The organism is Streptomyces sp. NPDC002537 (assembly GCF_053594975.1).
Map to the genome: position 1 here is coordinate 1 of NZ_JBSFWT010000098.1, position 25299 is coordinate 25299.

General features: G+C 72.9%; 15 protein-coding genes. 8 read left to right on the forward strand and 7 right to left on the reverse strand.

Going from position 1 to position 25299, the window contains the following annotated elements:
- Positions 1-266 precede the first annotated feature (266 nt).
- The gene (gene recQ / locus ACWD4A_RS30530) at positions 267-2162 is read left to right on the forward strand and encodes a DNA helicase RecQ (protein ID WP_451198884.1); all 1896 of its coding nucleotides are present in this window, start codon (positions 267-269) and stop codon (positions 2160-2162) included.
- A gap of 19 nt (positions 2163-2181) precedes the next feature.
- Here the strand turns inward: recQ and ACWD4A_RS30535 are convergent, their stop codons facing one another.
- Together ACWD4A_RS30535 and ACWD4A_RS30540 are read right to left on the reverse strand one after the other, a co-directional pair.
- Complete coding sequence (locus ACWD4A_RS30535; protein WP_451198887.1) at positions 2182-2934, reverse strand: class F sortase; 753 nt, start codon at positions 2932-2934, stop codon at positions 2182-2184.
- A gap of 145 nt (positions 2935-3079) precedes the next feature.
- On the reverse strand, positions 3080-3667 hold the full coding sequence (locus ACWD4A_RS30540; protein ID WP_451198889.1) for a hypothetical protein: 588 nt from the start codon (positions 3665-3667) through the stop codon (positions 3080-3082).
- Between the two features lie 395 nt (positions 3668-4062).
- On the opposite strand from ACWD4A_RS30540, the gene ACWD4A_RS30545 reads away from it, so the two are divergent.
- The 4 genes from ACWD4A_RS30545 to ACWD4A_RS30560 all read left to right on the forward strand — a co-directional run bounded on the left by ACWD4A_RS30545 (position 4063) and on the right by ACWD4A_RS30560 (position 12221).
- Positions 4063-5883: a trypsin-like serine peptidase gene (locus ACWD4A_RS30545; protein WP_451198892.1), complete on the forward strand. Its 1821-nt coding sequence runs from the start codon at positions 4063-4065 to the stop codon at positions 5881-5883.
- Between the two features lie 327 nt (positions 5884-6210).
- Positions 6211-8490: a tetratricopeptide repeat protein gene (locus ACWD4A_RS30550; protein WP_451198895.1), complete on the forward strand. Its 2280-nt coding sequence runs from the start codon at positions 6211-6213 to the stop codon at positions 8488-8490.
- A gap of 12 nt (positions 8491-8502) precedes the next feature.
- Entirely contained in the window at positions 8503-9972 is a 1470-nt protein-coding gene (locus ACWD4A_RS30555) for a VWA domain-containing protein (RefSeq protein WP_451198898.1), read from the forward strand.
- Positions 9969-12221: an ABC transporter substrate-binding protein gene (locus ACWD4A_RS30560; RefSeq protein WP_451198901.1), complete on the forward strand. Its 2253-nt coding sequence runs from the start codon at positions 9969-9971 to the stop codon at positions 12219-12221. The genes ACWD4A_RS30555 and ACWD4A_RS30560 overlap by 4 nt, the downstream gene beginning before the upstream one ends.
- Before the next feature lie 3 nt (positions 12222-12224).
- Here ACWD4A_RS30560 and ACWD4A_RS30565 read toward each other — a convergent pair whose 3' ends face one another.
- Positions 12225-14084, reverse strand: coding sequence for an MFS transporter (locus ACWD4A_RS30565; protein ID WP_451198903.1), 1860 nt, complete (start codon positions 14082-14084; stop codon positions 12225-12227).
- 196 nt (positions 14085-14280) lie between these two features.
- Complete coding sequence (locus ACWD4A_RS30570; protein WP_451198905.1) at positions 14281-16419, reverse strand: serine hydrolase; 2139 nt, start codon at positions 16417-16419, stop codon at positions 14281-14283.
- Positions 16420-17357: 938 nt separating this feature from the next.
- Between ACWD4A_RS30570 and ACWD4A_RS30575 the strand changes: the two genes are divergently transcribed.
- The 3 genes from ACWD4A_RS30575 (at position 17358) to ACWD4A_RS30585 (ending at position 19815) form a co-directional block, all read left to right on the forward strand.
- Complete coding sequence (locus ACWD4A_RS30575; protein WP_451198908.1) at positions 17358-18134, forward strand: GOLPH3/VPS74 family protein; 777 nt, start codon at positions 17358-17360, stop codon at positions 18132-18134.
- Positions 18135-18535: 401 nt separating this feature from the next.
- Positions 18536-19402 carry a helix-turn-helix domain-containing protein gene (locus tag ACWD4A_RS30580; RefSeq protein ID WP_451198921.1) on the forward strand — a complete coding sequence of 289 codons (867 nt, stop codon included), beginning with the start codon at positions 18536-18538 and terminating at the stop codon, positions 19400-19402.
- Positions 19403-19608: 206 nt separating this feature from the next.
- Positions 19609-19815 (forward strand): DUF397 domain-containing protein, encoded by a 207-nt coding sequence (locus ACWD4A_RS30585; protein WP_451198911.1) that lies wholly within the window; start codon positions 19609-19611, stop codon positions 19813-19815.
- 80 nt (positions 19816-19895) lie between these two features.
- Here the strand turns inward: ACWD4A_RS30585 and ACWD4A_RS30590 are convergent, their stop codons facing one another.
- The 3 genes from ACWD4A_RS30590 to ACWD4A_RS30600 form a co-directional block, all read right to left on the reverse strand.
- On the reverse strand, positions 19896-21017 hold the full coding sequence (locus ACWD4A_RS30590; RefSeq protein ID WP_451198913.1) for an ADP-ribosylglycohydrolase family protein: 1122 nt from the start codon (positions 21015-21017) through the stop codon (positions 19896-19898).
- Between the two features lie 72 nt (positions 21018-21089).
- Entirely contained in the window at positions 21090-22106 is a 1017-nt protein-coding gene (locus ACWD4A_RS30595; protein ID WP_451198916.1) for a hypothetical protein, read from the reverse strand.
- 331 nt (positions 22107-22437) lie between these two features.
- Positions 22438-25032 (reverse strand): bifunctional FO biosynthesis protein CofGH, encoded by a 2595-nt coding sequence (locus ACWD4A_RS30600; RefSeq protein WP_451198919.1) that lies wholly within the window; start codon positions 25030-25032, stop codon positions 22438-22440.
- Between the last annotated feature and the right edge of the window lie 267 nt (positions 25033-25299).

Sequence of the window (25299 nt, forward strand, 5' to 3'; positions counted from 1 at the left end):
GACGGGCTGAATGTGCGGACCGTGGCCTTGAGCCTGCGGGCCCGCAGTGTACGGACTACGGTCCGCGAAATTCAGCCCGTCCGGCGCTTGAGGACAACGCGGCGAAGCCGTGTTGCGGGGTCCGGGGCGCAGCCCCGGTTCGGGAAGGGGCGGGGTGGGGAACAAGCCCGCCGCAGGCGGCGTACCGGCTCGCAGCCAGGGCCCGGGGGTGCCCGGACTTATCCACATCACCCATTCGGGTAAGCGAACCCTCGTAGACTGCAAAAATGGCCCACCCCACCCAGCCCCCCCACCCCGCCGGTCCCAGTGAAGCGCTCGGCTGTCTTCAGCGTGTCTTCGGGTATGACGCGTTCAGAGGGGATCAGGAGCAGATCATCGAGCACGTCGTCGCGGGCGGCGACGCGCTGGTGCTGATGCCGACGGGTGGCGGGAAGTCGCTGTGCTACCAGATTCCGGCGCTGGTGCGGCCGGGCGTGGGCATCGTGATCTCGCCGTTGATCGCGCTCATGCAGGACCAGGTCGACGCGCTGCGGGCGCTCGGCGTGCGCGCGGGGTTCCTGAATTCGACGCAGGATCTGGACGAGCGCCGGATGGTCGAGGCGGAGTTCCTCTCGGGCGAGCTGGATCTGCTCTACCTGGCGCCCGAGCGGCTGCGGGTGGAGGCGACGCTGCGGCTGCTGGAGCGGGGCAAGATCTCGCTGTTCGCGATCGACGAGGCGCACTGCGTGGCGCAGTGGGGCCACGACTTCCGGCCGGATTACCTGGCGCTGTCCCAGCTCCACGAGCGCTGGCCGGACGTGCCGCGCATCGCGCTGACCGCGACGGCCACGGAGGCGACGCACACCGAGATCGCGGGGCGGCTCAAGCTCCAGGACGCCCGGCACTTCGTCGCGAGCTTCGACCGGCCCAACATCCAGTACCGCATCGCCCCGAAGAACGACCCGAAGAAGCAGCTGCTGGAGCTGCTGCGCACCGAGCACGAGGGCGACGCGGGCGTCGTCTACTGCCTGTCCCGCAGGGGCGTGGAGGACACCGCCGACTTCCTGGTGGCGCACGGGGTCGACGCCCTGCCGTACCACGCGGGGCTCGACGCGGCGACGCGCGCCGCGAACCAGGCGCGCTTCCTGCGGGAGGACGGCGTGGTCGTGGTGGCCACGATCGCGTTCGGCATGGGCATCGACAAGCCGGACGTCCGCTTCGTCGCCCACCTCGACCTGCCGAAGTCGGTCGAGGGCTACTACCAGGAGACGGGCCGCGCCGGGCGCGACGGCCTGCCGTCCACGGCCTGGCTGGCGTACGGACTGCAGGACGTGGTCCAGCAGCGCAAGATGATCGACGGCTCGGAGGGTGACGAGGCGCACCGCCGCCGCCTGGGCGCGCACCTCGACGCGATGCTGGCGCTGTGCGAGACGGTGGAGTGCCGCCGGGTCCAACTGCTGGCGTATTTCGGCCAGTCGAGCGCGTCCTGCGGCAACTGCGACACGTGCCTGACGCCCGCCGAGACGTGGGACGGCACAATCGCCGCGCAGAAGTTCCTCTCCGCGGTGCTGCGGCTGGCGCGGGAGCGGCGGCAGAAGTTCGGGGCGGGCCAGATCATCGACATCCTGTTGGGCAAGAAGACCGCGAAGGTCATCCAGCACGACCACGACCAGCTGACGGTCTTCGGCATCGGCACGGAGCTGAGTGTCGCCGAATGGCGGGGCGTGGTGCGGCAGTTGCTGGCGCAGGGACTGCTGGCGGTCGAGGGCGAGTACGGCACGCTGGTCCTCACCGACGCCAGCGCGGAGGTGCTGGGCAGACAGCGCGAGGTGCGGCTGCGGCGCGAGCCCGAGAAGCCGGCGCGCGCCGCGAAGAGCGCCGCCAAGTCGTCGGGCTCGGGCAAGCGGGCCGCCGCGGCCGTCGACCTCCCGGCGGAGGCGGTGCCGGTCTTCGAGCATCTGCGGGCGTGGCGGGCGGCCACCGCGCGGGAGCTGGGCCTGCCCGCGTATGTGATCTTCCACGACGCGACGCTGCGGGAGATCGCGACCGTGGCGCCGTCCTCGCTGGAGGAGCTGGCGACGGTGGGCGGTGTCGGCGAGAGCAAGCTGGAGAAGTACGGGCAGCAGATCCTCGACCTGCTGGCGGAGGGCCTGCCGGCGGAGCCCGCGCCCGACCCGGCCTGATCCGGGTCCCGGAAGGAGCTCAGGCACCCTGCCGTACGAACGCGAGGTGGGCGTAGACGACGACGTTCCCCAGATAGGCGTGGGCGTCCGTGTCGAAGCCGCCGCCGCAGGTGATCACCCTCAACTCGGCGCGCCCGGACGGCCCGTAGACCTTCTGTGACGGGAAGTCCGCGCTGCTGTAGACCTCGATCGCGTCGATCGTGAAGACGGCGGTGCGGCCGTCGGCACGGGCCACCTCCACGGCGTGGCCCTTCTTCAGGGCGCCCAGGCTGTAGAAGACGGCGGGGCCGACGGCCGTGTCGACGTGCCCGGCGACGACCGCGGTGCCGCGGGACCCGGGCACGGTACCGCCCGCGTACCAGCCGGCGAGGTTGCGGTCGTCGTCCGGCGGGCTGGCGAGACTGCCGTCCGGCAGCAGGTCCAGGGCTCTCATCGGGGCGTCGACCTGGATCTCGGGGATGCGGAGCCGGGTCGGCGGGGAGGGCGGCAGCGGTGGCACGTCGGGGCCGGTGCGGGGGACGGGCCAACCGGGCGAGGACGCGGGGAATGCCTCGGCCGCGGAGGGCTGCGGGGGCGGGCCCTGGGCGCTCGCGCCGTGCTGGATGAGCCAGCTGCCGGTGCACAGCGCGAGGGCGAGGACGGTGGCCACGGCGGGGTGGTGGCGTGCGCTCCGCGCCCCCGCGGGCTGCCTGCGGGCGGTACTGGCCTCCCTGGCGCGCTCCGCGTGGCTGACGCGCGCGCGGGCGTGGCGGGTCCGCCGTGTGTTGCCCATCGGGTCCTCCACCGCGCCTCGGGTCGCGCTTCCCCGGCCCTGCCCGGTCCCTTACCGGCCGCGTGCGCATACCGGGGTCCGGGGGCGGAATCCCGGTTGTCGGGGGCCCGGGGCTCCGCCGCCCGGATTCGGGGAAGAGAACCCGTCAGGCCCGGCCGCCTCCGCCGCGCCTGCGCAGGAACCACGTACCGCCCGCCGCGGCCGTCGCCAGTACCGCCGCACCGGCCATGATCTCCGTCAGGCCCGAGTTCTCGCTCGTGGAGCCGACACCGGTCTTCATGCCGCCCTTGGGGGGCTTCGCCATTCCGGTGCTCATGCTCGGCGCGGCACTGCTGCCACCACCGCTGCTGCTACTGCCGCTACCGCTGCCACTGCCGCTGCCACTGCCGACGACCAGGTCGCCCGTGGCTTCCTTGCCACCGTTGCACTTGATACCGATTCCGTAGGTGCCCGATCTGGCCTTGGCCGGGACCGTGAACTGGCCGGAGGCGTCCTCCTTGTTCATGGCCGATCTCAGCGGGAACGAGGCCGGGCCGCCGACGGCGCTGGCGTCACCCGATCCCGTGCCGTTGGCGCCGCAGGCGGTGGTGGTCACCGTGACCAGGGTGCCGGGCTGTGCAGGGCTGGGGGTGACCTCCAGTTTCCCGAAGTCCCCGGCGAGCGCGGGGGCGCCCGCCAGTCCGAGGGCCGCCACGGACAGGACGGCCCCGGTGAGCACTCGTGCAGTACGCATGCTTGTCCTCCGAGAACGCGGACGCGGCACGTGTCTGTGCCACCGAACGGAGTGGGGAGTTCCGCGCTCCTATGAGCCGAGCGAAGCGGCGTTCCGGCGCCGCCGCACCCTGACAGCGCATCAGAACGGCCGCCCCCGGACCGTCCCGCCGCACCGCCCGGAAGGCGTAACGGCAGGTCACCAGGGGTGACCGCGTGACTACCGGGAAAGCCGGGTCCGGACGTGGCGAACGGGTGAACCCGGAGGCGCCCCGCGAGCGGTCCCCGGCCCGGCGCTCGCGCCGCCTCGCGCGCCCCACGTACGCGGGCGCAGGTCCGGACCGGGACCACACAGAACGGTGACCTCTGGGTCACAAGGGGTCACTTACGGCCGGGTCGCGCGTATGCTCTGCGCCCATGGGGGAGGAGCTCGAGGCCCCCGTCAACGGCCTTGTGTTCGAGGAGCCTTGGCGGGTGCGCATTTCCACGCCCGACGGCCAGACGCTGGGCGCCGGCATCCTGGTGAGCGCCGACACCGTGCTGACGTGCGCCCATGTCATCCCCTGGGACGGCGGCCCGGAGCCCGCCGAGGAGGTGCTCGCGGAGTTCGTCGGCGTACCCGGGAGCGTGCCCGTGCGGGCCAGGGTCGCCGAGGGCTGCTGGGTGTCGGAGCGCGCGGACGCCACGGGCGACGTGGCACTGCTGACGCTCGCCGAACCCCAGGAGCCCGCGCACACGGCGCCGCTGCACCGGGTGGCACCGTCGTTCGGGCGGGCCGTGCGGATGTGCGGCTTCCCCGCGGGCTGGCCGCTCAGCAACGGGCTCTACCTCGCCGCCACGATCGCGGGCCCGAGCGGCGAGTGGGTGCAGCTCGATCCGGTGCGGCCGGAGCACGCGGTGCGGCCCGGGTTCAGCGGCGCGGGCGTCACCGACATGGAGACGCGGCACGTGCTGGGCATGGTCGTCAGCCGCTACGACGACACGACCTCGGGGGCGCCCGGCGGCCTCAAACTGCACCTCTCGTACATGATCCCGATCGAGACCGTGGCGGAGTACCTCCCCGCGCTCAAGCCCCGGTTCGACGGCCCGTCCCCGAACGACCTCCCGCCCGTGCGCTGCCCCCTGGAGGAGCCGCGCGACCGGGAGTTCACCCGCTGGCTGACCCGCTGGTTCCGCGGCGCGAGCGGCACGCGCGACGTCGAGGCGGTCGTCATCAGGAAGGGCCAGCCGGACCGTGCCGCCGCCCTGAGCCGGGCGGTCGCGCTGGCGGGCCGCCAGCTCACGGTGGAGGCCAGGCCCCGGAGCGCCCCGCGCGTCCCGGCCCCCCGCGCGGGCACCCGGCCCCCCGGCGCGCGCCTGCCCCGCACCGTGAACGGCCCCGCGAACGGCCCTGTGAACGGCCCCGTGAACGGTCACGCCGCCGAGGACTCCGTACCGCCCATCGGCAGCGTCGACCTGGCACTCGACGTGTCCGGCGAGACCGTCGCGCGCTTCGCCGCGCGGGTCGCCGACCGGCTCGGACTGCGGGCCGGCGAGGGGAAGTCCGCGGTGGGCCTGTTCGCCGGCGTCCGCACCGTGCCGCTCACGATCGTCGCGGAGGGCGTCGACTACGCCGCGGACCCCGTCGCGCTCGTGGAGTTCACGGACCTCCTCGCCGCCCGCGGCGCCCGCCTGCTGCTCGTGTTCCGCACCCCCGACTCGCAGAGCCTGGAGCTGGCGCAGAGGATGTCCGACCCCAGCAAGGACGAGATCACCGTGCGACTCGACCGGGTCCACGACCGCATCGAGCACATCGCCCGCCTGGAGCGCACCGCGTACGACAAGGCCGCCCTGGTCGCGCCCGTACGGTCCGTGCCGCAGGAGGCGGCCGGGCTGCGGCTGGACCTGACGACGCTGCGCGGCGACCCGGAGCTGGGCAGCGCCCGCTTCCTGCCGAAGCTCGCCGCGTTCGAAAGTGCCGTGGCGTCGGGGCTGCTACGGGTCGAGGAGGCGATCGGCGGCGCCGAGGCGGGCATCGCGCGCCGCGACGAACTGCGCGGCCGGCTGGAGGCGTTCTTCGCCCTGCTCGCGGCCCGCAGCCTGGAGGAGGAGCGGGCCGCGGCCCCGCTCTACCGCGCCGCCCACAACCTCCTCTACCAGGCCCCGTGCGAACTCGCCGAGGCCGAAGGGGCCGTGGAGCGCTTCGCGGAGACCGTACGGCGGCACACCCACCGCCCCCGAGGAGGCGAGCGCGCATGACCCGACGGACGCCACGCGAACTCGCCGACGGCGAGCGGCCCGCCGAAACCGCGCCTCCCGAGAAGGCGGACACCGATGACCGAGCAGAAGCCGCACGAACACACCGACAGCCGACGCCACTCCAAGACCGCGCGCCCCGGAGGAGGCAGGCGCCGATGACCAGGCACACGCCGCACAAGCACACCGACAGCAAGCACCCCTCCGCGACCGCACACCCCCGAGAAGGCAGGCACCGATGACCAAGAACACGCCGCACGAACACACCGACAGCCAGCGGCCCGCCGAACGCCCCGCAGGGGCCGCACGCCCCCGAGGAGGCGGACGGCCATGACGACCCGGCCCGGACCACCCGACTGCGAGCGCCCCGACTGCGAGGGCTGTTCCGTCGACGGCACCGGGTTCTGCCACGTCACCGGGCGGCGGCTGGCCGGCGTCGAGAGTCCGCCCACCGCCGGCAGGCGGCGTCAGCTCGCCACCGACCGGCTCTTCAGCGTCGCGCCCGCGGGCGACGGCCTCCTCGACCTGCCCTTCGTCCGCACACCGTCCCCCGAGGCGCTCGTCGTCGAGAACCCGCAGGTCCCGGAGGGCGGCAAGACCTGCGGCTACAAGGGGTGCACCGAAAAGGTCGGCCGTCCGTACAAGGACCAGCCCGCGCTCGCCACCGGCTACTGCCCCGAATGCGGGCACGCCTTCGACTTCACCCCGCGCCTCGCCCCGGGCGACCTCGTGGGCGGGCAGTACCGCGTCGTGGGCTGCCTCGCCAACGGCGGCCTGGGCTGGGTCTACCTCGCCCACGACACCCGGCTGGAGGACCACCCCGTCGCCCTCAAGGGCCTCATCCACACCGGCGACCCCACCGCCCTCCAGCTCGCGGGCGAGGAGAAGCGCTACCTCACCCGCTTCGACCACCCCGGCATCGTCCGCATCATCAACTACGTGACCCACCCGGACCGGGGCGCGGCGGACGACGCCGGGCGCACGGGCTACATCGTCATGGAGTATGTGAGCGGCATGCAGCTGTCCCAGGTCAAGGACCGGATAGCGCGCAGGGAGGGCCCGTTCGGCGAGCCGCGCGTCTTCGAGCACGTCCTCGCGTACGGCTGCCGCGTCCTCGACGCGCTCGGCTACCTCCACCGCCAGGGCCTGGTCTACTGCGACCTCAAGCCGAACAACGTGATGCACCACGAGGACCGGGTGAAGCTCATCGATCTCGGCGCGGTCCGCCGGCTCGGTGAGCGCGGCGGCACGCTCCTGGGCGCGCGCGGCTTCACCGCACCCGAGGTCGAGCGCGACGGGGCCGTCGGACTGTCGCCGCGGTCGGACCTGTTCAGCGTGGGGATGACCCTGCGGGCCCTGTCCGACGAGGCGTCCTCCGACGACCGCCCGCCGGGCCTGGGCGGCGAGTCCTACGAGCGGGCCGTCGCCCGCGCCACCGCCGAGTGCCGGGAGAGCCGCTACGCCTCCGCCGCGGACATGGCGGAGCAGCTGCGCGGCGTGCTGCGGGAGATCCGGGCGCTGCGCACCGGGGCCGAACACCCCGAGCCCTCCACGCTGTTCGCGCCGACGGCGGCCCTGCTGGACGCCTCGCTGGGCCGCGTACCGCCGCTGGAGCGCTGGCTGACGGGCGGGCGGGGGCCGGTGCTGGACGCCGGGCTGCCCGAGCCCGACCGGGTGCCGCTGGTCCTGCCGGTGCCGTACCCGGACCCGGGCGACCCCGCCGCGGCGCTGCTCGGGCAGCCGACGGCCAGTGGTCCCCGCAGGCTGATCCAGCAGCTGTACGCGTTCGGGCAGCGCTCGGTGGAGATCCCGCTCCGGCAGTGCCGGGCCCATCTGGAGCTGGGCGAGCTCGACGCGGCGGCGGAGCGGCTGGCGGCGGCCCGTGGCGCGGTGGCCGATCTCGCGCCGTACGACTGGCGGTTGAGCTGGCACCGCGGCCTGCTGCACCTGGCCCGCCGCGAACCGGTCGCCGCAGAACCGGAGTTCGACCGGGTCTACGCCGATCTGCCGGGCGAGTACGCGCCGAAGCTGGCCCTCGGCTACTGCGCCGAGCACCGCGGCGACACGGCCGCTGCCGAGCGCTACTACCAGGCGGTCTGGCAGCGCAACCGGTCCCAGGGCAGTGCCGCGTTCGGCCTCGCCCGGCTGCGGCTCGCCGCCGGTGACCGCAGGGGCGCCGTGGCACTGCTGGACGGGGTGCCGGAGGTCTCCCGGCACTACGACGCGGCCCGCACCGCGTGCGTACGGATTCTCGCCGGGCGGCTGCCGGCCGCCGGGGACGACGGTGCGCGGGGCCTGCCGAGCCTGGCCGACCTCGCCGAGGCGCTGGCGCGGCTGCCGGGGCTGCACCTCGACGAGGGCCACGGGGCGGGCCCGGCCCGGGACCGGCTGGAGGCGGAGCTCCTCGGCGTCGCCCTGGACCGGGTCCGGACGGCGCCCGCCGCCGAGCGGGCGGGCGGCCCCCTCTTCGGCACGGCCGACGAGGAGTTCACCGTCCGCACCCGGCTCGAACAGAAGCTGCGCGGCCTCGCCCAGCAGGCCCGCACCCCGGACGGCCTCGGCGCCCTGGTCGACCTGGCCAACCGCGTCCGTCCCCTGACCCGCGTCTGACGAGGGGAAGAGATGGACCGCGTCAATGGCAACGGAAGAATGCAAACCGCCCGGATGGCGGCGGAGTTGGGGCAGAACAAATACCTCCCGGCGGGCTCCGGCAGCGTACCGGCGCACGCGATCCTCACCGTGGAGGCCGACGGGCTGGGGCGGCTCGCCGGGCGGGCCGCCGCCGCCGAGGTCATCGTCATCGACTGCTCCGGCTCGATGAACTGGCCCAGCACCAAGATCGCGGCGGCCCGGCGGGCGGCGGCCGCGGCCGTCGACGTGCTGCGGGACGGCACCCGCTTCGCGCTCGTCGAGGGCACCGACCAGGCCCGCGTGATCTACCCCCGGGCGGCCCGGATGGCCGTCGCCGGGCCCGATTCCCGCGCCGACGCCGCCCATGTCGCGGCCGGTCTGATCGCCGCGGGCGGCACCGCGATCGCCTCCTGGCTGGACTGCGCCGCCGACCTCCTCGCCGCGCAGGACACCCCGATCCGGCACACCCTGCTGCTGACCGACGGCCGCAACGAGCACGACCGGCCGGGCGAGCTGGAGCGCGTCCTGTCCGCGTGCGCGGGCCGGTTCACCTGTGACGCGCGGGGCATCGGCGACGAGTGGGCGGCCACCGAACTCCGCGCGATCGCCGACCGGTTGCACGGCGTGGCCGACGCCGTCGAGGAGCACTCCGACCTGGAGGCGGAGTTCCGGACGATGATGACCAGCGCCATGGCGAAGGCCCTGCCGGACGTACGCATCCGGGTCACCCACCGCGTCGGCGGCGAGATCCGCTTCGTCAAACAGGTCTTCCCCACCGAGCTGGACCTCACCGCGGAGGGCGTGCGGACCGGTGAGCGCAGCTGGGAGTTCCCCACCGGCGCCTGGGGCGACGAGGCCCGCGACTTCCACCTCTGCGTCACCGCCGATCCGTCCGACGACCCCCGGGGCGAGGATCTCCAGCTGGCCACCGTGACCCTGGTGACCGGCGGCCAGGGGGCGGCGGCCGTGCCCGTGGCCCTGCCCGGCCCCTGCCCCCTGCTGGTCCACTGGACCGAGGACCGCGCCCTGTCCACCCGGATCCACCCGCGCGTCGCCCACTACGACGGGCACGCGGAGCTCGGCAGGGCCGTCACCGCCGGGTGCGAGGCGTACGAGCGGGGCGACCGCACCGCCGCGGGGGACGCGTGGGGGCGGGCGGTGCGGCTGGCGCACGAGCTGGGCGACAAGAAGATGCTGCGCCGCCTGGGGCGCCTGGTGAACGTCGTCGACGAGCGGCGGGGCGAGGTCGAGGTGCGGCCCGGGGTGTCCACGGGTGACCTCAACGCGGCCCTGGTCATGGACAACCACAGCACCCAGTGGGCCGAATCCGCCCCGCTCCCCCCGCCGCCGGACGCCCCGGACAGGGTGTGCGCGCGTCCGGGCTGCGCGCGGCGCTCGCCGGCCGACGCCAAGGTCTGCACCCTGTGCAAGCACCCCTTCCCCCCGGCGCCCTCCGCATGACCATCCGCCGCGGCCTCATACGGCGCCTGGCCGCCCTCCTCACCACGACCGCCCTCGCCTGCGCCGCGCTGCTGGCCGCCTACTACGGCGTCAGCCGCAACTCCCCCGAGGTGACCGACCGTACGGCCCCTGCCATCGTCGCCGTCGCGGTCGCGGACGCCTCGCTGAAGACGTCGTTCGACGACGCCCGGACGAGCGTCACCGGCCGGGCGGGCCCGGTCGAGGGACCGGGCGAGGGGTACCGGGCGGAGCTCACCTCCGCCGTCCAGGCCCTGGCGAAGGCCACCGCGAACACCGTCGCGGGCGAGGAGGGACGGCAGACCCTGAGCACGGTCTCCGCCCTCGTCTCCTCGTACAGCTACCTCGTCCAGCAGGCCGCCCGCAACGCCACCGACGAGCCCCTGCGGGACGCCTACCTCGCCAACGCCCGCTCGATGCTGTGGCGTCCCGGCAGCGGCATCCACGCCCGCCTCGAAGACGTCCAGACCCGCCAGCGCCGGGTACTGGACCAGGAGGTGTCGTTCGACTGGCCGCCGGCCCTCGCCTGGGCCGGGGCCCTCGTCCTCGGCGTCGCCCTGCTGGTGCTGCTGGCCGAGACCCAGATCGTGCTGCGCCGCCGGTTCCGCCGCCGCGTCAACCCCGGCCTGGCCGCGGGCACACTGCTGGTGGCCGCGCTGGTGCCGACCCTCACCGTCCTCGCCGTGCAGATCCAGGACCGGCTGCGCTCGGCGGCCGCGCGGATCGAGCACGACAGGAAGGGCCACGGGATCGACGACGGCACCCTCACCTGGGTGCGGGGCCACATGTCCGGCGCCCACTGGCGCGCCGGGGCCACGACCTGGATCGTGCTGACCGCCGTGGTCGTCGCCGCGCTGATCCTCATCGGGCTCCAGCCGCGCCTCGACGAGTACCGCTTCCGGCACCTCGCCCCGGCCGGGCCCGCGAAGAGCCGGCTGGGCGCGCTGGTGGGCAACCGCGCCCACCAGGTCATCGCCGCCGTGCTCGCCGCCTGGCTGGTCGCGCTGGGGTCCCTCGGCTACGTCGAGTACCGGGACCGGCAGCAGAGCCGGATCACCGTGCTCGCCTCCTGGTCCGACCAGGAGCAGCAGCGGTTCCGGAAGGTCCTGGACGCGTTCGAGCGGCGCCATCCCGGGATCAGCGTCGACTACCAGGGCACCACCGCCCTGCGCGAGGTCCTCCTCGCCCGCCGGCGCACCGCCACCGCCCCCGACCTCGCCATCCTGCCCAGCAGTGGCGAAGTCGCCGACTACGCCGCCACGAACGGGCTGAAACCGCTCGACACCGTCCTGCCCCGGACCGTCCGGACCACGTACGGGCCGAAGTGGGCGTTCCAGGCGGACGGCCACGTCTACGCCGTCGCGGTCAAGGCCGAGCTGAAGAGCATCGCCTGGTACGACGCCGCCGCCCCGCCCGAGGACCCGGCCGCCCTCGCCCGCGACGGCGCCCACTGGTGCGCGGGCATGGGCGGCGACGACACCGTCGGCTGGCCGGGCACCGACTGGATCGAGGACATCCTGCTCCAGCAGAGCGGCAAGGACGCGTACGAGCGGCTGGCCGACGGCAGCCTGCCGTGGGACTCGGACGCGATGACCAGGGCGTGGCGGACCTTCGGCGGCATCTTCACCGCCGGGCCCGCGAAGGACGCGCTCTCGAAGGACTACCGCGACGGGCTCTTCCACCAGGGCGCCGCCTGCGCGCTGGAGCACCAGGGCACGTTCGTCCGCAGCGGCTACCCCGAGGGCCGGAAGCCCGACTTCACGCCCTCGCCCGCGCTGCTCCCCGACGTGGACCGGCACTCCACCGCGCGCGAGGTCTCGGCGGACTACGCGGCGCTCTTCCGCGACAGCCCGGCCGCCCGGGAGCTGCTGGCGTTCCTCACCACGCCGGACGCCCAGCGGACATGGGCCGACCCGGGCGGGTCCACCGACCGCGGCTACCGGGCCGACAACCCCTTCCGCCCCTTCTTCCCCTTCGCCCCCGTCCGGGAGCAACGCGCCTTCGGCGCCGCGGAGACCCTCAACGCGCACATCGACCGGGAGCTGCGCGGCGCGAGCGTTCTCTGTCTGGACGCCTCGGACTCGATGCCGCCGCGGATGCGGTTCGCCTTCCAGCACGGCGTGCTGGACTACCTGAGCGCGCCGGGCCCGGACAGGCTCACATCGGTGCTGCGCGACCTGGAGACGGTGCGCGCCCAGCTGGCCCCGCGGCAGCAGGGCGCCTGCTCCTGACGGCTAGGGGGCCAGGTCGACCGGGCAGCCCGTGCCGCGCGGCAGCTTGTACGGGGACGCGATCCGGTACGTCCCGGGGTGCGGGGCGTGCAGCATCGTCCAGTCGTCCTCCGGCTGGACGCCCCGCGCCTCCTGCACCTGCTTGGTGAGGCAGCCGTTGACGTTGACCGGCGGCTCGCCGTTCGGGCCGGGCTTGGGCGGCTGCACGGCCTTGCCGTCCTGGTCGACGACGCTCAGCCACGGCGAGTACGGGATGCGGATCAGCACCGGGCCCGCGGTCCGCACCGTGATGGTGACCTCGTTGGCCTCCACCTTCTCCACGACCGCGGGCGGGTCGGCCAGCGGGGTCGGCGCCTCGACCCGGTAGACCCGCCAGTTGTCGTCCGACCACGCCTCGCGCAGGTACGGCTGGCCCTTGACGACCAGCTTGGCCTCTTCCTTGGCCGCGGGGTCGGGCTCGCCCTTGGGCAGCACCACGTAGTGCACCGCCCAGCGGTCCAGCCAGGCGCGGTAGCTGGAGGGGTCGAGCAGGCCGGGCTCGTAGAAGAGCGGGTTGCGCTCGCGGTCGGCCTGCCGGTTCCAGCCGCGGGCCAGGTTGACGTACGGGGCCAGGGCCGACGCCTCGCGATGGCTGCGGGCGGGCACGACCTCGACGCGGCCCTTCTCGGCGTCCAGCTTCTGCAACCGGTCGACCAGGGGCGCCAGCTCACGCGCCCAGGACGCGGCGGGCGTGGTGTGCAGGATGTCGCCGATCGCGCTGGCGGCCTGCCAGATGGTGCAGGTCAGCACGGCGAGGACGAGCGCGGTCCAGTCGCGGGCCGTGCGCAGCAGCTCGGCACGCGGCGGAACCTTCCGCTCCGTGAGCACGGCCACCAGCACGACCCCGCCGAAGACCATGCCGAGCCGGGAGATGTTCGTGCCGATCTGCGAGGGGATCAGCCAGACCAGCAGCACGGCGAGGATGTAGAGCGCCGACACGGTGCGGACGGTGCGCCACGCCTTGGGGACGAAGACCACCCCGAAGACCCCGCTGAGCAGCGGCAGGATCGTCGAGGGGAAGAACATCGGCTGCTGCCCGGAGAAGGGGAACAGCCACGCCGACAGGGCGATCACCGCGACCGGGGGCAGCCCCAGCGCGTAGGCCGCCGGGCGGCGCCTGCCCAGCCACAGCGCGGCCGCCACGAAGCCCACGTAGAGGCCCGCGACGGGGCTCGACGCGGTCGCCAGCGCGGCGGCCGCCCCGGCGAGCGCGGCCCGGCCCCACCGGTACCTGCCCTCGGCGCGCCACCGCGCAGGCCAGGCGAAGATCACGGCCACGGCGGCGAGGCCGAACATCATGCCGAGCCCGAACGTCACCCGCCCCGAGATCGCGTTGCAGGTCAGCGCCACCGCGCCGTAGAGGGCGGGCCACAGGGGCCGCCGCACGACGCGGCTGCGCACCAGCAGCAGGGCGATCAGCCCGGCGGAGAGCGTCTGCGCGATCATCATCGTCGGCCGGACGCCGAGCTGCGCCATCAGATAGGGCGAGATCGCGCTGTACGAGACGGGGTGCATCCCGCCGTACCAGGACAGGTTGTACGCCGAGGACGGGTGCTGGAGCGCGAACTCCGCCCAGGCGTCCTGGGCGGCGAGGTCGCCGCCGCTGTTGGCGAAGAGCCACACCCACAGCAGGTGCAGCACCGCGGCCGCACCCAGGGTGGTCAGGACGGGCCGCTGCTGGAGCACGCGGGACACGCGGGCCCAGCGCTCGCCCAGGCCGCCGCGCGGCGGCGGAGCGGGTACTCGTATCCGGGAGGGGACGTCCCCGGGCTTCCTGCCCGGCTCCTCGGGTTTCCCGGCACGCGCCGGCCCCACGGTGGTCACTGCGGCTCTCCCCGTCTCCCCCGAGGTCTTCCCCCATCTTCACGCTGTCCCGGTTTCCACGGATAGCGGGCACCGCCGTCCGGGCCGTGCGCAAACCCTCGCGACGCTAGCACGCCTCGCGCGCGGGCCCCGGGACGCCGGGGGACGCTCCTGGCCCGTACGCACTCGTACGGACCAGGAGCCCGCGCCGTCCCGCTCAGCCGAGGCGGGTCAGCTTCGCCCCGAAGCCGGGCTCGGCCAGGTCCTTCTGCAGGGCCACCGGCACCTTCTGGGCGCTCGCGCCCTCGCCGACGGTCAGCTCGCCGACCTCGGTGCCCGCCTTCGCGGTGTGCGGCACGGCCTTGGCGTCCTTCTTGCCGAGGGAGAGCTTCGCCTCCATGCCGGGCCAGCCCACGCCCTTGAGGTCGCGGGTCGCGACGACCGGCGCCTTCCCGCCCAGGCCGTCGTCGACATAGCCGACGACCTCGCCCTTGCTGACGAGCTTCGCCGAGGTCAGCGCGGACTGCACGTCCTCGATCATCTTGTAGCTGACCTTCTTGACCAGCTTCAGGCTCATCTCGGCGTTGACGTCGAGGCCGCCCTTGTAGTGCTGGTCCATCGTGACGCCGAGGATCAGCTGCTCCTTGCCGTCGATGGTCCGCTTGGCGGCCCACATCAGCGTGCCGCCGGCCGGGGTGGACGAACCCGTCTTGATGCCGAGGCCGTACGGCCTGAGCAGCAGCTCGTCGTTGTTGTTGTTGAGGTGCTGACCACCGGCGACGTTGGTGTTGGGCTTGCGCACGATCTCGCGGAAGACGTCGTCCTTCATGACCTCCTCGGCCAGCTTGAGCTGGTCGACGGCCGTGCTCTTGGTCGTCTCGTTCAGACCGCTGGGGTCGGTGTAGGTCGTGTTGGACATGCCCAGCGACTTGGCCGCCTCGTTCATCTTCGCGACGAACGCCTCCTGGGACTGGGACTGGGTGTCCCAGCGGGCCAGCAGGCGGGCGGCGTTGTTGCCGGAGGGGATGAGCAGCATCTGGAGCAGGTCGTACTCCGAGACCTTCTCGCCCTGCTTCAAGGTCACCAGGGACTCGTCCTTGGCGTGCGAGTCCTGCTCCGCCTGCGCGTCGACCGGGATGTCGGGACCCTTCTCGCCCTTCTTGAGCGGGTGGTCCTTGAGGATCACGTAGGCGGTCATCACCTTGGCGACGCTCGCGGTCGGCGTGGGCTTCTCCTCGCCGTACGTGCCCAGGCTGCCGACCCCGGCGACCTTGGCGGCGGCCTGGCCCTGGTCGGGCCACGGCATGGCGAACCTGTCGCCCTGGAAGGTGTACGCGGCCTTCCCCTCCGCCGACATCAGCTTCGGGGAGGGCAGCGGGCGGAACGCCTGCACCACGCAGAAGATGATCGCCAGCAGCGCCACGATCGGCGTGTAGATCTTCACCCGGCGCAGCGTGCTGCGGACCGGGGTCGGCGGGGGCGGCGGCGTGTTCGTCAGCTGCGCGAGCAGGTCAAGCGGCGCGGCGGGTTGCTGCGCGGGCTTGGGTGCCTCGGGTGCCGCGGGTGCCGCGGGGGCTGCGGGTGCCGCGGGGGCTGTGGGCTTGGGCGCCGTCTTCTTCGCCTTCGGCGTGCCCGCGGGCGGGGTGACCGAGACGGGTATGGCCGGCTTGTCGACGGGCTTCGCGGACGCGCCGTCCAGCGACTTCAACGGCACGAACTGGCTGGTCCGCTCGGAGTCGGACTCGGCCTCAGGCGCGTCAGGCGCCTTCGGCGCCTTGATCAGCGCGGTGGGCTGATCGTCGGCCTTGCCTGCACCGTCCTTGGGCTTCACGGCACCGAAGACGGCGGTGGCCTGGTCGACGGCACCCGGCTTCCCGGCACCCTTGGAGCCGTTCCCGGCGGCGGGCTTCGCGTCCCCCTCGACCTTCGGCTTCACCGCACCGAAGAAGGCGGTCGCCCGGTCCGCACCGGCCTCGTCAGCACCAGCGCCGGACTTCGAGCCCTCTCCGGCCTTGGGCCTCACCGCACCGAAGACGGCGGTGGCCCGGTCCGCACCGGCCCCGTCAGCGGCCTCATCAGCACCATCACCAGAGCCGTTCCCGGCGGCGGGCTTCGCGTCCCCCTCGGCCTTCGGCTTCACGGCACCGAACACGGCAGTCGCCCGGTCCGCACCGGAGCCGTTCCCGGCAGCGGACTTCGAGCCCTCCTCAGCCTTCGGCTTCACGGCACCAAAAACGGTGGTGGCCCGGTCGGCGCCCGGCTTCCCGTTGGTGGACCCGTCGGCGGCCTTCTCCGCAGCGGCGGAACCCGGCTTCGCGCCAGCGTCACCGGAACCGTCCTCGGCCTTGGGCTTCACGGCACCGAACACGGCAGTGGCCCGATCGGCACCCGGCTTACCGCCGTTGGCAGCCTTCTCCGCAGCAACGTCAGCACCACCGTCGGCCTCCGGCTCACCGGCAGCACCGTCCGCACCGGCCTCGGCCTTCGGCTTCACCGCACCGGACCCGTTGGCAGCCTTCTCCCGAGCAGCGGCACCAGCACCGTCAGCCTTGGCACCACCCTCAACCTCGGGCTTCACCGCACCGAACACCGTCGTAGCCCGATCGGCACCGGACTTCCCGGCAGCACCGGATCCGTCCGTGGCACCGTCCGTGGCAGCGGACCCAGCGGCACCGGACCCATCGGCGGCACTCTCCGCGGAAGCGGAACCGGCACCCTCGTCGTCACCCTCCGCGGCAGCGGTCTCCGCGTCGGCGACCCAGGCCGCCACCACAGCCTTCAGACGCGCGTCGCCGCCGCGCACGGCGGCCTTGCCCGCATCGGTCCCGGCATCCGCGCCGTCAGGCGCAGACGCACCCGCGCCGTCAGGCGCAGACGCACTCTCTTCCCGGGACCCCGATTCCGATGACCGCGCGTCAGCGCGCCCCGGCTTTTCCGATTCCCGGAAAACCCCCAGGCGCGGATCACGCTCGCCGCCAGTCGTCTCCCCCGACGACTTCCGCTGCTCCGACTTGTCGGGGGACTCGCCCGCCACCGATGCCTCCTCGAATTCCCACGCCATACGCCGCGGCGGGACGCCCAGCGTCCCACTGCCGAACCTTCACAACGCTTACCAGTGTCCTTTGTCGTCGCCACGCCACCGCGCAACCGCACCGTCAAAGGGCTTCGACTGGCCTCACCCACGTGCTAGACGAGACGACATACCTACCGGTTCCCACCCGAAGCCACCACGCGCTCTCGACAGACCAATGTGAGAGGGGTCACCCTGTCACTCATCCACGCGGGGAGGCATGGATGGGCAGGAGCCGCAGAACAATTCCGGAGGAGCTTCTGCTGCTCGCTTTGGACCCGGCCACGGGAACCACGGCGCAGCCGCAGTCGCTCGATCTGGGTCTCGCCGGGGCGCAGCTCGTGGAGCTGGCTCTGGCCGGACGGATAGCCCCGGACGGGGATCGTATCGCCGTGGTGATGCCACGGCCGACCGGAGATCCGACGCTGGACTCCGCGCTGGAACTGCTGCGTCGCCGCGGCAGCCCGGTACGGGCGGTCCACTGGATCGGCGGGCCCCGGCTGGGGCTGCGCCAGACGTATCTCACGCACCTGGAGCGGTGCGGCATGGTGCATGCCGTGGCGGGCCAGATGTGCGGGGTACTGCCGACGACGCGCTATCAGGCGACGGACACGGCCATCAGCCGGGAGATCAGGGCCCGGCTGGACAGCGCGATCCGCACCGGCGTCCCGCCGGACCCGCGGACCGCGGCGCTGGCCGCGCTGGCCCACGCGGTGGGCCTCGGCAAGCACCTCTACCCGGGGAACGAGGGGCGGTCGTCCCGCTCCAGGCTCCGGGATCTGATCAGGCACGACCCCATGGGCGGGCTCGTGGCGCACGCCGTGATGGACGTGCAGAACGGCGTCGCGGCGCAGCCGCGGCGGGCACCGGCCACGGCCGGCGGTGGAGCGGGGCGCCGAGGGGCGTCCGTCCGCACCCCGGCCACCGTGGAACCTTCCGGGGCCTCCGCTCAGCAAGTGGCGCACGGGACAGCTGTGATGGCCCGTGCGGGCGTCTCATGAACCGGTCCCCCAGCCGGTGAATCGTTAAAGCCGTAACACCCCCGGCACCACCCTCGTTACGACCCACGGTGCCACCACCTTGAGCACATCTTGAGCGCACCTTTGAGCACAGCTTCAGCACACCCTCAGCTCCATCAGCTCCACCGTCCGCACCACAGTCCTCCGGGCCGGTTCGGGAGCCGCGGAGTCGCGCGGGGTGGTGGGCCTGCCGCCCGGGATGGCGGTGCGGCCCGCCGCCCCGCGCGCGCATCTGCCCGTGCACCGCGCCGCCGCACGTCAAAGCCCTTGTGGCGGGCCGTCGTCGGGGGACTCTGTGTCGGCATTTTCCAGCGCCGCCCCGGCCAGTGGTGGCAGGCTGCGAGGTCAGGAGACAGAGCATGACGGAGCCGGAGGTGCGTCCCGTGGCGTCCAGTGTCAATCCCACCGTTAGGCGACGCCGCTTGGGGCAGGAGCTGCGCAAGCTCCGCGAACTCAAGGGCATGACCGCCGAGGAAGTGGCCGAGCGGCTACTCGTCTCGCAGTCGAAGATCAGTCGACTGGAGAACGGGCGGCGCAGCATCAGCCAGCGCGACGTCCGTGACCTGTGCGGGGTGTACGGGGTCGAGGACCACCGGATCGTCGATTCGCTGATGCAGATGGCGAAGGAGTCGCGTCAGCAGGGCTGGTGGCACGCCTTCGGCGACATTCCCTACAGCGTGTACATCGGCCTGGAGACCGACGCCGCGTCGCTGCGGGTGTACGAGGCGTCGCTGGTCCCGGGGCTGCTGCAGACGCCCAACTACGCGAGCGCCGTGACCGAGGGGTCCTGGCCGGAGGCCACGGCGGCGGACATCGAGCGCCGCGTCCAGGTGCGGATGCGCCGGCAGGAGCGGATCACCGACCCGGACAACCCGCTGCGACTGTGGGCCGTCATCGACGAGTCCGCGCTGCGCCGCATCGTCGGCAACCGCAGCATCATGCAGGAACAGATGCGGAAACTGGTCGAGTTCAGCCTGGAGCCGCACATCACGGTGCAGGTGCTGCCGTACGACGTGGGCGCGCACCCGGGGATGTACGGGAAGTTCTGCATCCTCGAGTTCAACGATCCGCAGGACGCCAGCACGGTCTATCTGGAGGGGATCACCAGCGACCTGTACCTGGAGAAGCCGAATGATGTCCAGACGTACAGCGTGATGTATGAGCATTTGCGAATGCAGGCACTCAACGCGGAGCACTCGCGGCAGTTCATCGAGCATGTCGGCGAGGAGTGGGGACTGTCCGCGACATAGACGGCAACGCGGAAGCGCCGAAAGGTACACCTGCAACAGGCATTCAGGGAAGAGCTTTTTAGGAACTTCCATCCGGTCGAGTGAACGGCCCATTCATCAGGTGATGTTGGCGCGTACCGTCGGTCGTGCCTCGGAAAACCGGCGTGGCAAAGCGGCTTCCGTCCGGGGCGATACTCATGGCAACTCACCAAGGTTTGGGAGCAGTTATGGCGATCCAGCAGGGAAACACCGCGTGGCGTAAGTCTTCGTACTCGCTGGCCAACGGCGACTGCGTGGAGGTCGCCTCCCCTCTCACCCTGACCATCGCGGTCCGCGACTCCAAGAACGTCCAGCGTCCCGCCCTGAGCTTCACCCCGGACGCGTGGTCCGCGTTCGTCCGGTCGACCGTTGCCGATGCCGCGTACGACTTCTGATTTGTACCGGGTCGAACTCGAACGCCGGGCGGTCCGGATGTCACCGGACCGCCCGGCGTTCGAGTTCCGGCAGGCGGGTCCTAGCGCGGGTAGCGGGTCAGCCAGGCGGAGGCCGACACCGCCGGGCTGTGCAGGGTGGGGCCCTGGGTCAGCTCCATCGCGAAGTCGTCCGCCAACTCGATGACGGTGGACCGCCCTTCGAGCTCCGCCACCCATCCCGCGGGCAACGCCGTCTCCCCGTGCAGCGCCCCCAGCAGGTTCCCGCACAGGGAGCCGGTGGAGTCCGAGTCCCCACCGTGGTTGACGGCGAGCAGCAGCCCGTGCCGTACGTCCTCGGCGACCAGCGCGCAGTAGACGCCCATGGCCAGCGCCTCCTCCGCCACCCAGCCCTCGCCCAGGGAGGCGACCCGCTCCGGCGTCGGCAGGCCCTGCCGCACCGCGCCCAGCGCCCGCTGGAGCGCGCCGGTGGTCTCCTCGTGGCCACGGTGGGTCACCAGGAGGGCCAGCGCCCGCTGGACCGCGCCGTCCAGGCCCTCGCCGCGTGCCGCGCCGTGCACGATGGCGGCGAAGGCGCCCGCGGCCAGGTAGCCCGAGGGGTGGCCGTGCGTCTGCGCGGCGCATTCGGCGGCGAGCTGGAAGACGAGCTGCGGCTCCCAGCCCACCAGCAGCCCGAACGGCGCGGAGCGCATCACCGCTCCGCAGCCCTTGGAATCGGGGTTCTTGGGCGCCTCCAGGGTGCCCATCACGGTGTCGGCGAGGCCGGACAGGCAGGCGTTGCCGGGCGCGCGGCGCGCGTACAGCCACTCCTCGCGCGCCAGCCAGCCGGCGTCCGGCTCGCGCTCGTCGGGACCCCAGTCGCGCTGGGTGGCCGCCCACCGCAGATACGCGCGGTGGACGTCGGTCGGCGGGTGCCAGGCGCCGGTGTCCCGCCGTACATGGGCCCGTATCAACCCGTCCATGGTGAAGAGCGTCATCTGGGTGTCGTCGGTGACCGCGCCGCGCCGCCCGTACGCGGGTACGTAGTCGGTGACGCCCTCCGGGCCGTGGGCGGCGCGGATCGCGGCGAGGGAGTCGAACTCGATCCCCGCGCCGAGCGCGTCGCCGATCGCCCCGCCGAGCAGGCAGCCGCGCACCCTGGCGCGGAAGTCCTGCTGCTCCGCTCGGCTCCACAGCGCGGGGGTCGCGCCGGTGGTCGTGGTCACGTCGTGGCCTCCTGGCGTCACGTCACGATGTCTGACTGGTCCAGCACTCTATGTGCCCGTCCGGCGCGGCTCTCAGCCCTTGACCGGCCGTACCGTTCCCATGATCTTGTCGATCTCCGCCTCCGGCAGGGCGTCGGGCACTCCCTGGTCCGCGTAGACGACCCAGCTGTGGAACTTTCCGTCCGGCCGCTTCTCCACGATGCTCTTGACGATCGCGGTGGGCGGCACGCAGGGGCTCGGGCGGTTGGTGACGGTGACCTTGGCCGTGGCGGTCCAGCCGTCGATGCCGTTGTGCCGCCACGGCTTGGCCTCGGACACCTCGATCTTCGGCTTGTGCGCCTTGCCGCCGTACGCGAAGAAGCCCCAGTTGCCCGCCCAGTTGCGGGCGTTCTCCTGAATGCTCAGCGAGGTGTCGCCGCCCATGGTGCCGACGGTCGCGAGCTGGCCCTTGCCCGCTTCACCGAAAGCGGCGTTGGGGTTGGCGTTCGAGGAGCAGCCGCCCTCGCGGAAGTGGGCCGGGTCCCGCATGGTGATCTGCGGCTTGCCCGCCTCGTCGACGTACGAGGTCATCGTGTCCCGCGGCAGGATGGTCCAGTTGTCCGCCTTGCCGGGGACGTCGTACCGGAAGCCGTACTCCATGGCGGTCTGCGTCTGCCACCCGGCGGCCACGGGCTGCGCGCCCGACGGGCCCGACGGGCTCGGCTGTACGTCCTTCCCGTCCTTCCGCCCCGGGTCGGGGGCGATGACCTTCTTGGCCTCGTCGCTCTTCTTGCCGTCGTCCTTGAGCAGGAAGAACGCGCCTCCGCCGAGGACGGCGAGCGCGACGGCACCGCCGATGACGGCGAAGAGGGTCTTGTTGTTCCGCGGCGGCTGCGGCGGCGGGGGCGCCGGGGGCGGCGGCGGGGTCACGACCGGCTGGGCGAAGACGGTCGGCTGCGCGTGTACGCCGGGGGCGGCCGACGGGTTCACGGCGGGCTGATCGACGGCCGTGGCCTCCCATGCCGGAGCGGCCCCGAAGCCGCCGCCGCCCAGGGGCTGTGGGGGCTGCTGGGGATTGTGGGGCTGCTGGGGGTTCTGAGGCCAAGACATGGGCGTCACTTTATGCAGTGGACTGTCGCGGCGAGGTAGACGCACTTCAACAGAACGGCAACCGTGACGCCTGCGGCGGGCCTTGTCCCCTACCCGCCCTTTCCCGAAACCGGTGGGGTGCGTCCCCCCGGACTCCCCCGGCCGACCCGCCGTGGCCGCCTGCGGCGGGAGCGCCCTGCGGGCGCGTCCTCAAACGCCGGACGGGCTGGATTCGCTGACCGTAGTCCGCAACCAGCAGGCCCGCACGTCAAAGCCCACGGTCCGCGAAATTCAGCCCGTCCGGCGTTTGAGGACACCGCGCGGAGCGCGGTCAGGGGCGCGCACCCCGAGGTCAGCTGTCGAGCACCGGCAAAAGTTCCGGCAGATGCCCGTCCGAGGCTGCGGCAGCAGCCAGACGTTCGGCCGGTACCTCCCCGTACACGGTCGTCCGCGCACGAGCCGGACGACCGGCCGCCTCCGCGATGGCCACCAGATCCTGGACAGACCGGTACGAACCATAAGAAGAGCCCGCCATGCGGGAGATGGTCTCCTCCATCAGCGTCCCGCCCAGATCGTTCGCCCCGGACCGCAGCATCTCCGCCGCCCCGTCCGCGCCCAACTTGACCCAGCTCGTCTGGATGTTGGTGATATGCGGGTGGAGAAGCACCCGCGCCATGGCCGTGACCGCGCGGTTGTCCCGCATCGTCGGTCCGGGGCGGGAGATGCCCGCGAGGTAGACGGGGGCATTGGTGTGGATGAAGGGGAGGGTGACGAACTCCGTGAAGCCGCCCGTCTCCTGCTGGATACGGGACAGCTGCCGGAAGTGCCCGAGCCAGTGCCGGGGCTGATCCACGTGCCCGTACATCATCGTGGAGGACGAGCGGATGCCCAGCTCGTGCGCGGTCCTCACGACCTCGATCCAGGTCGCGGTGGGCAGCTTGCCCTTGGTGAGGACCCAGCGGACCTCGTCGTCAAGGATCTCGGCGGCGGTGCCGGGGATGGTGTCGAGGCCGGCCTCCTTGGCGGCGGTCAGCCACTCGCGGATCGACATCCCGGTGCGTGTCGCGCCGTTGACGACCTCCATCGGCGAGAAGGCGTGCACGTGCATGCCGGGGACGCGCTCCTTCACGGCGCGCGCGATGTCGAAGTAGGCCGTGCCCGGCAGGTCTGGGTGGATGCCGCCCTGCATGCAGACCTCGACCGCGCCCACGTCCCACGCCTGCTGGGCGCGGTCGGCGACCTGGGACAGCGACAGGGTGTAGGCGTCGGCGTCGGTGCGGCGCTGCGCGAAGGCGCAGAAACGGCAGCCGGTGTAGCAGACGTTGGTGAAGTTGATGTTGCGGGTGACGATGTACGTGACGTCGTCGCCGACCGTCGCGCGGCGCAGCTCGTCGGCGATGCGGCACAGCGCGTCGAGCGCGGGCCCGTCGGCGTGCAGGAGGGCGAGCGCCTGGGCGTCGCTGAGCCCGGTGGGGTCGTCGGCGGCCTGCCCGAGGGCCTGGCGCACGTCGGTGTCGATGCGCTCGGGCACCATGCCGGGGGCGGCGGCCTCGCGGAGCGCCTCCCAGTCGCCGTACACCTCGTCGAAGTCGTCGCGCCGGTCGCCGGTCCGGCCCTCGTCGTCGATGGAGCGGTGCAGGTCCGTACGGCCCGTGGCGACGAACACATCCTCGGGCTCCTGCCAGGGGCGGCCCTCGACCACGGCGTCCTCACGGGCCAGGCCGGTCTCCGGGTCGGCCAGCGCGCCGACGTGCGGCAGCAGCCGGGGGTCCAGCCAGGGTTCGCCGCGCTTGACGAACTCGGGGTAGACGGCGAGACGTTCCTTCAGCCGGAAGCCCGCGGCGGCCGACTTCTCCGCCAGCTCCTCGATCTGCGGCCAGGGGCGCTCGGGGTTGACGTGGTCCGGGGTGAGCGGGGAGACGCCGCCCCAGTCGTCGATGCCCGCGCCGATGAGCCGCGCATATTCGTCGTCCACCAGGTTCGGCGGTGCCTGGAGGCAGCCGGACGGACCCATGATGTGCCGGGCCACGGCGACCGTGGCGACCAGGTCGTCGAGGGTCGCGTCCGGCATGCGGCGCATCGCAGTGTCCGACTTGGCGCGGAAGTTCTGAATGATCAGTTCCTGGATGCCGTGGTAGGCACGGGCCACGCGGCGCAGCGCGAACAGCGACTCCGCGCGCTCCTCGGGCGTCTCGCCGATGCCGATCAGCAGCCCGCTGGTGAGGGGGACGGAGCTGCGCCCCGCGTCCTCCAGGTGGCGCAGGCGGACCGCGGGCTCCTTGTCCGGCGAGCCGTGATGCGGCATGCCCGGTTCGCTCCACAGCCGCTGCGACGTGGTCTCCAGCATCAGTCCCATGGACGGCGACACCGGCTTGAGGCGCTGGAAGTCCGTCCACGACATGACGCCCGGGTTGAGGTGCGGCAGCAGCCCCGTCTCCTCCAGGATGCGGATCGAGATGGCGCGCACGTACGCGATCGTGTCGTCGTACCCCTCCGCCTCCAGCCACTCCCGGGCCTCGGGCCAGCGGTCCTCGGGCTTGTCGCCGAGCGTGATCAGCGCTTCCTTGCAGCCGAGTTCGGCACCGCGGCGGGCGATGGCCAGCACCTCGTCCGGGGACATGAACATCCCGTGGCCCGCGCGGCGCAGCTTGCCGGGGACGGTGGCGAAGGTGCAGTAGTGGCACTTGTCGCGGCAGAGGCGGGTGAGGGGGATGAAGACGCTCTTCGAGTAGGTGATGACGCCGGGGCGCCCGGCGGCCTCCAGCCCGGCGTCCCGGACGCGTGCGGCCGACGCGCAGAGGTCGTCGAGGTCGGCGCCCCTCGCCTGCAGCAGCACGGTGGCCTCGGCGACGTCCAGGGCCACCCCGTCACGGGCCCGGCGCAGCGCTCGCCGCATGGCGTTGGCGGTGGGTGCGGTGGCGTTTCCCTGCGGGGTCGAAGTCGTCATTACCCGAGCGTATGCGAGCCGCTACGCGTGTGGTTGGTGCCCCCCTGGGTGCGGTCCGTTGCCGCCTGCGGGTTGGCTGCGCCGCTCGCCGTCGTTTGGGTGCGGGTCGGTTCGCCGCCTGCGGCGGGGGCGGCCTGCGGCCGCGTCCTCAAACGCCGGACGGGCTGGTTTTTGGCTCGTCGCCGTTACGACAGTGCGGGGCCGTGCCGCTCCGGGGTGGTGCGGGACTGCTTCGCTTTACGTCCCGCACCACCCCTGCGCGTCCCG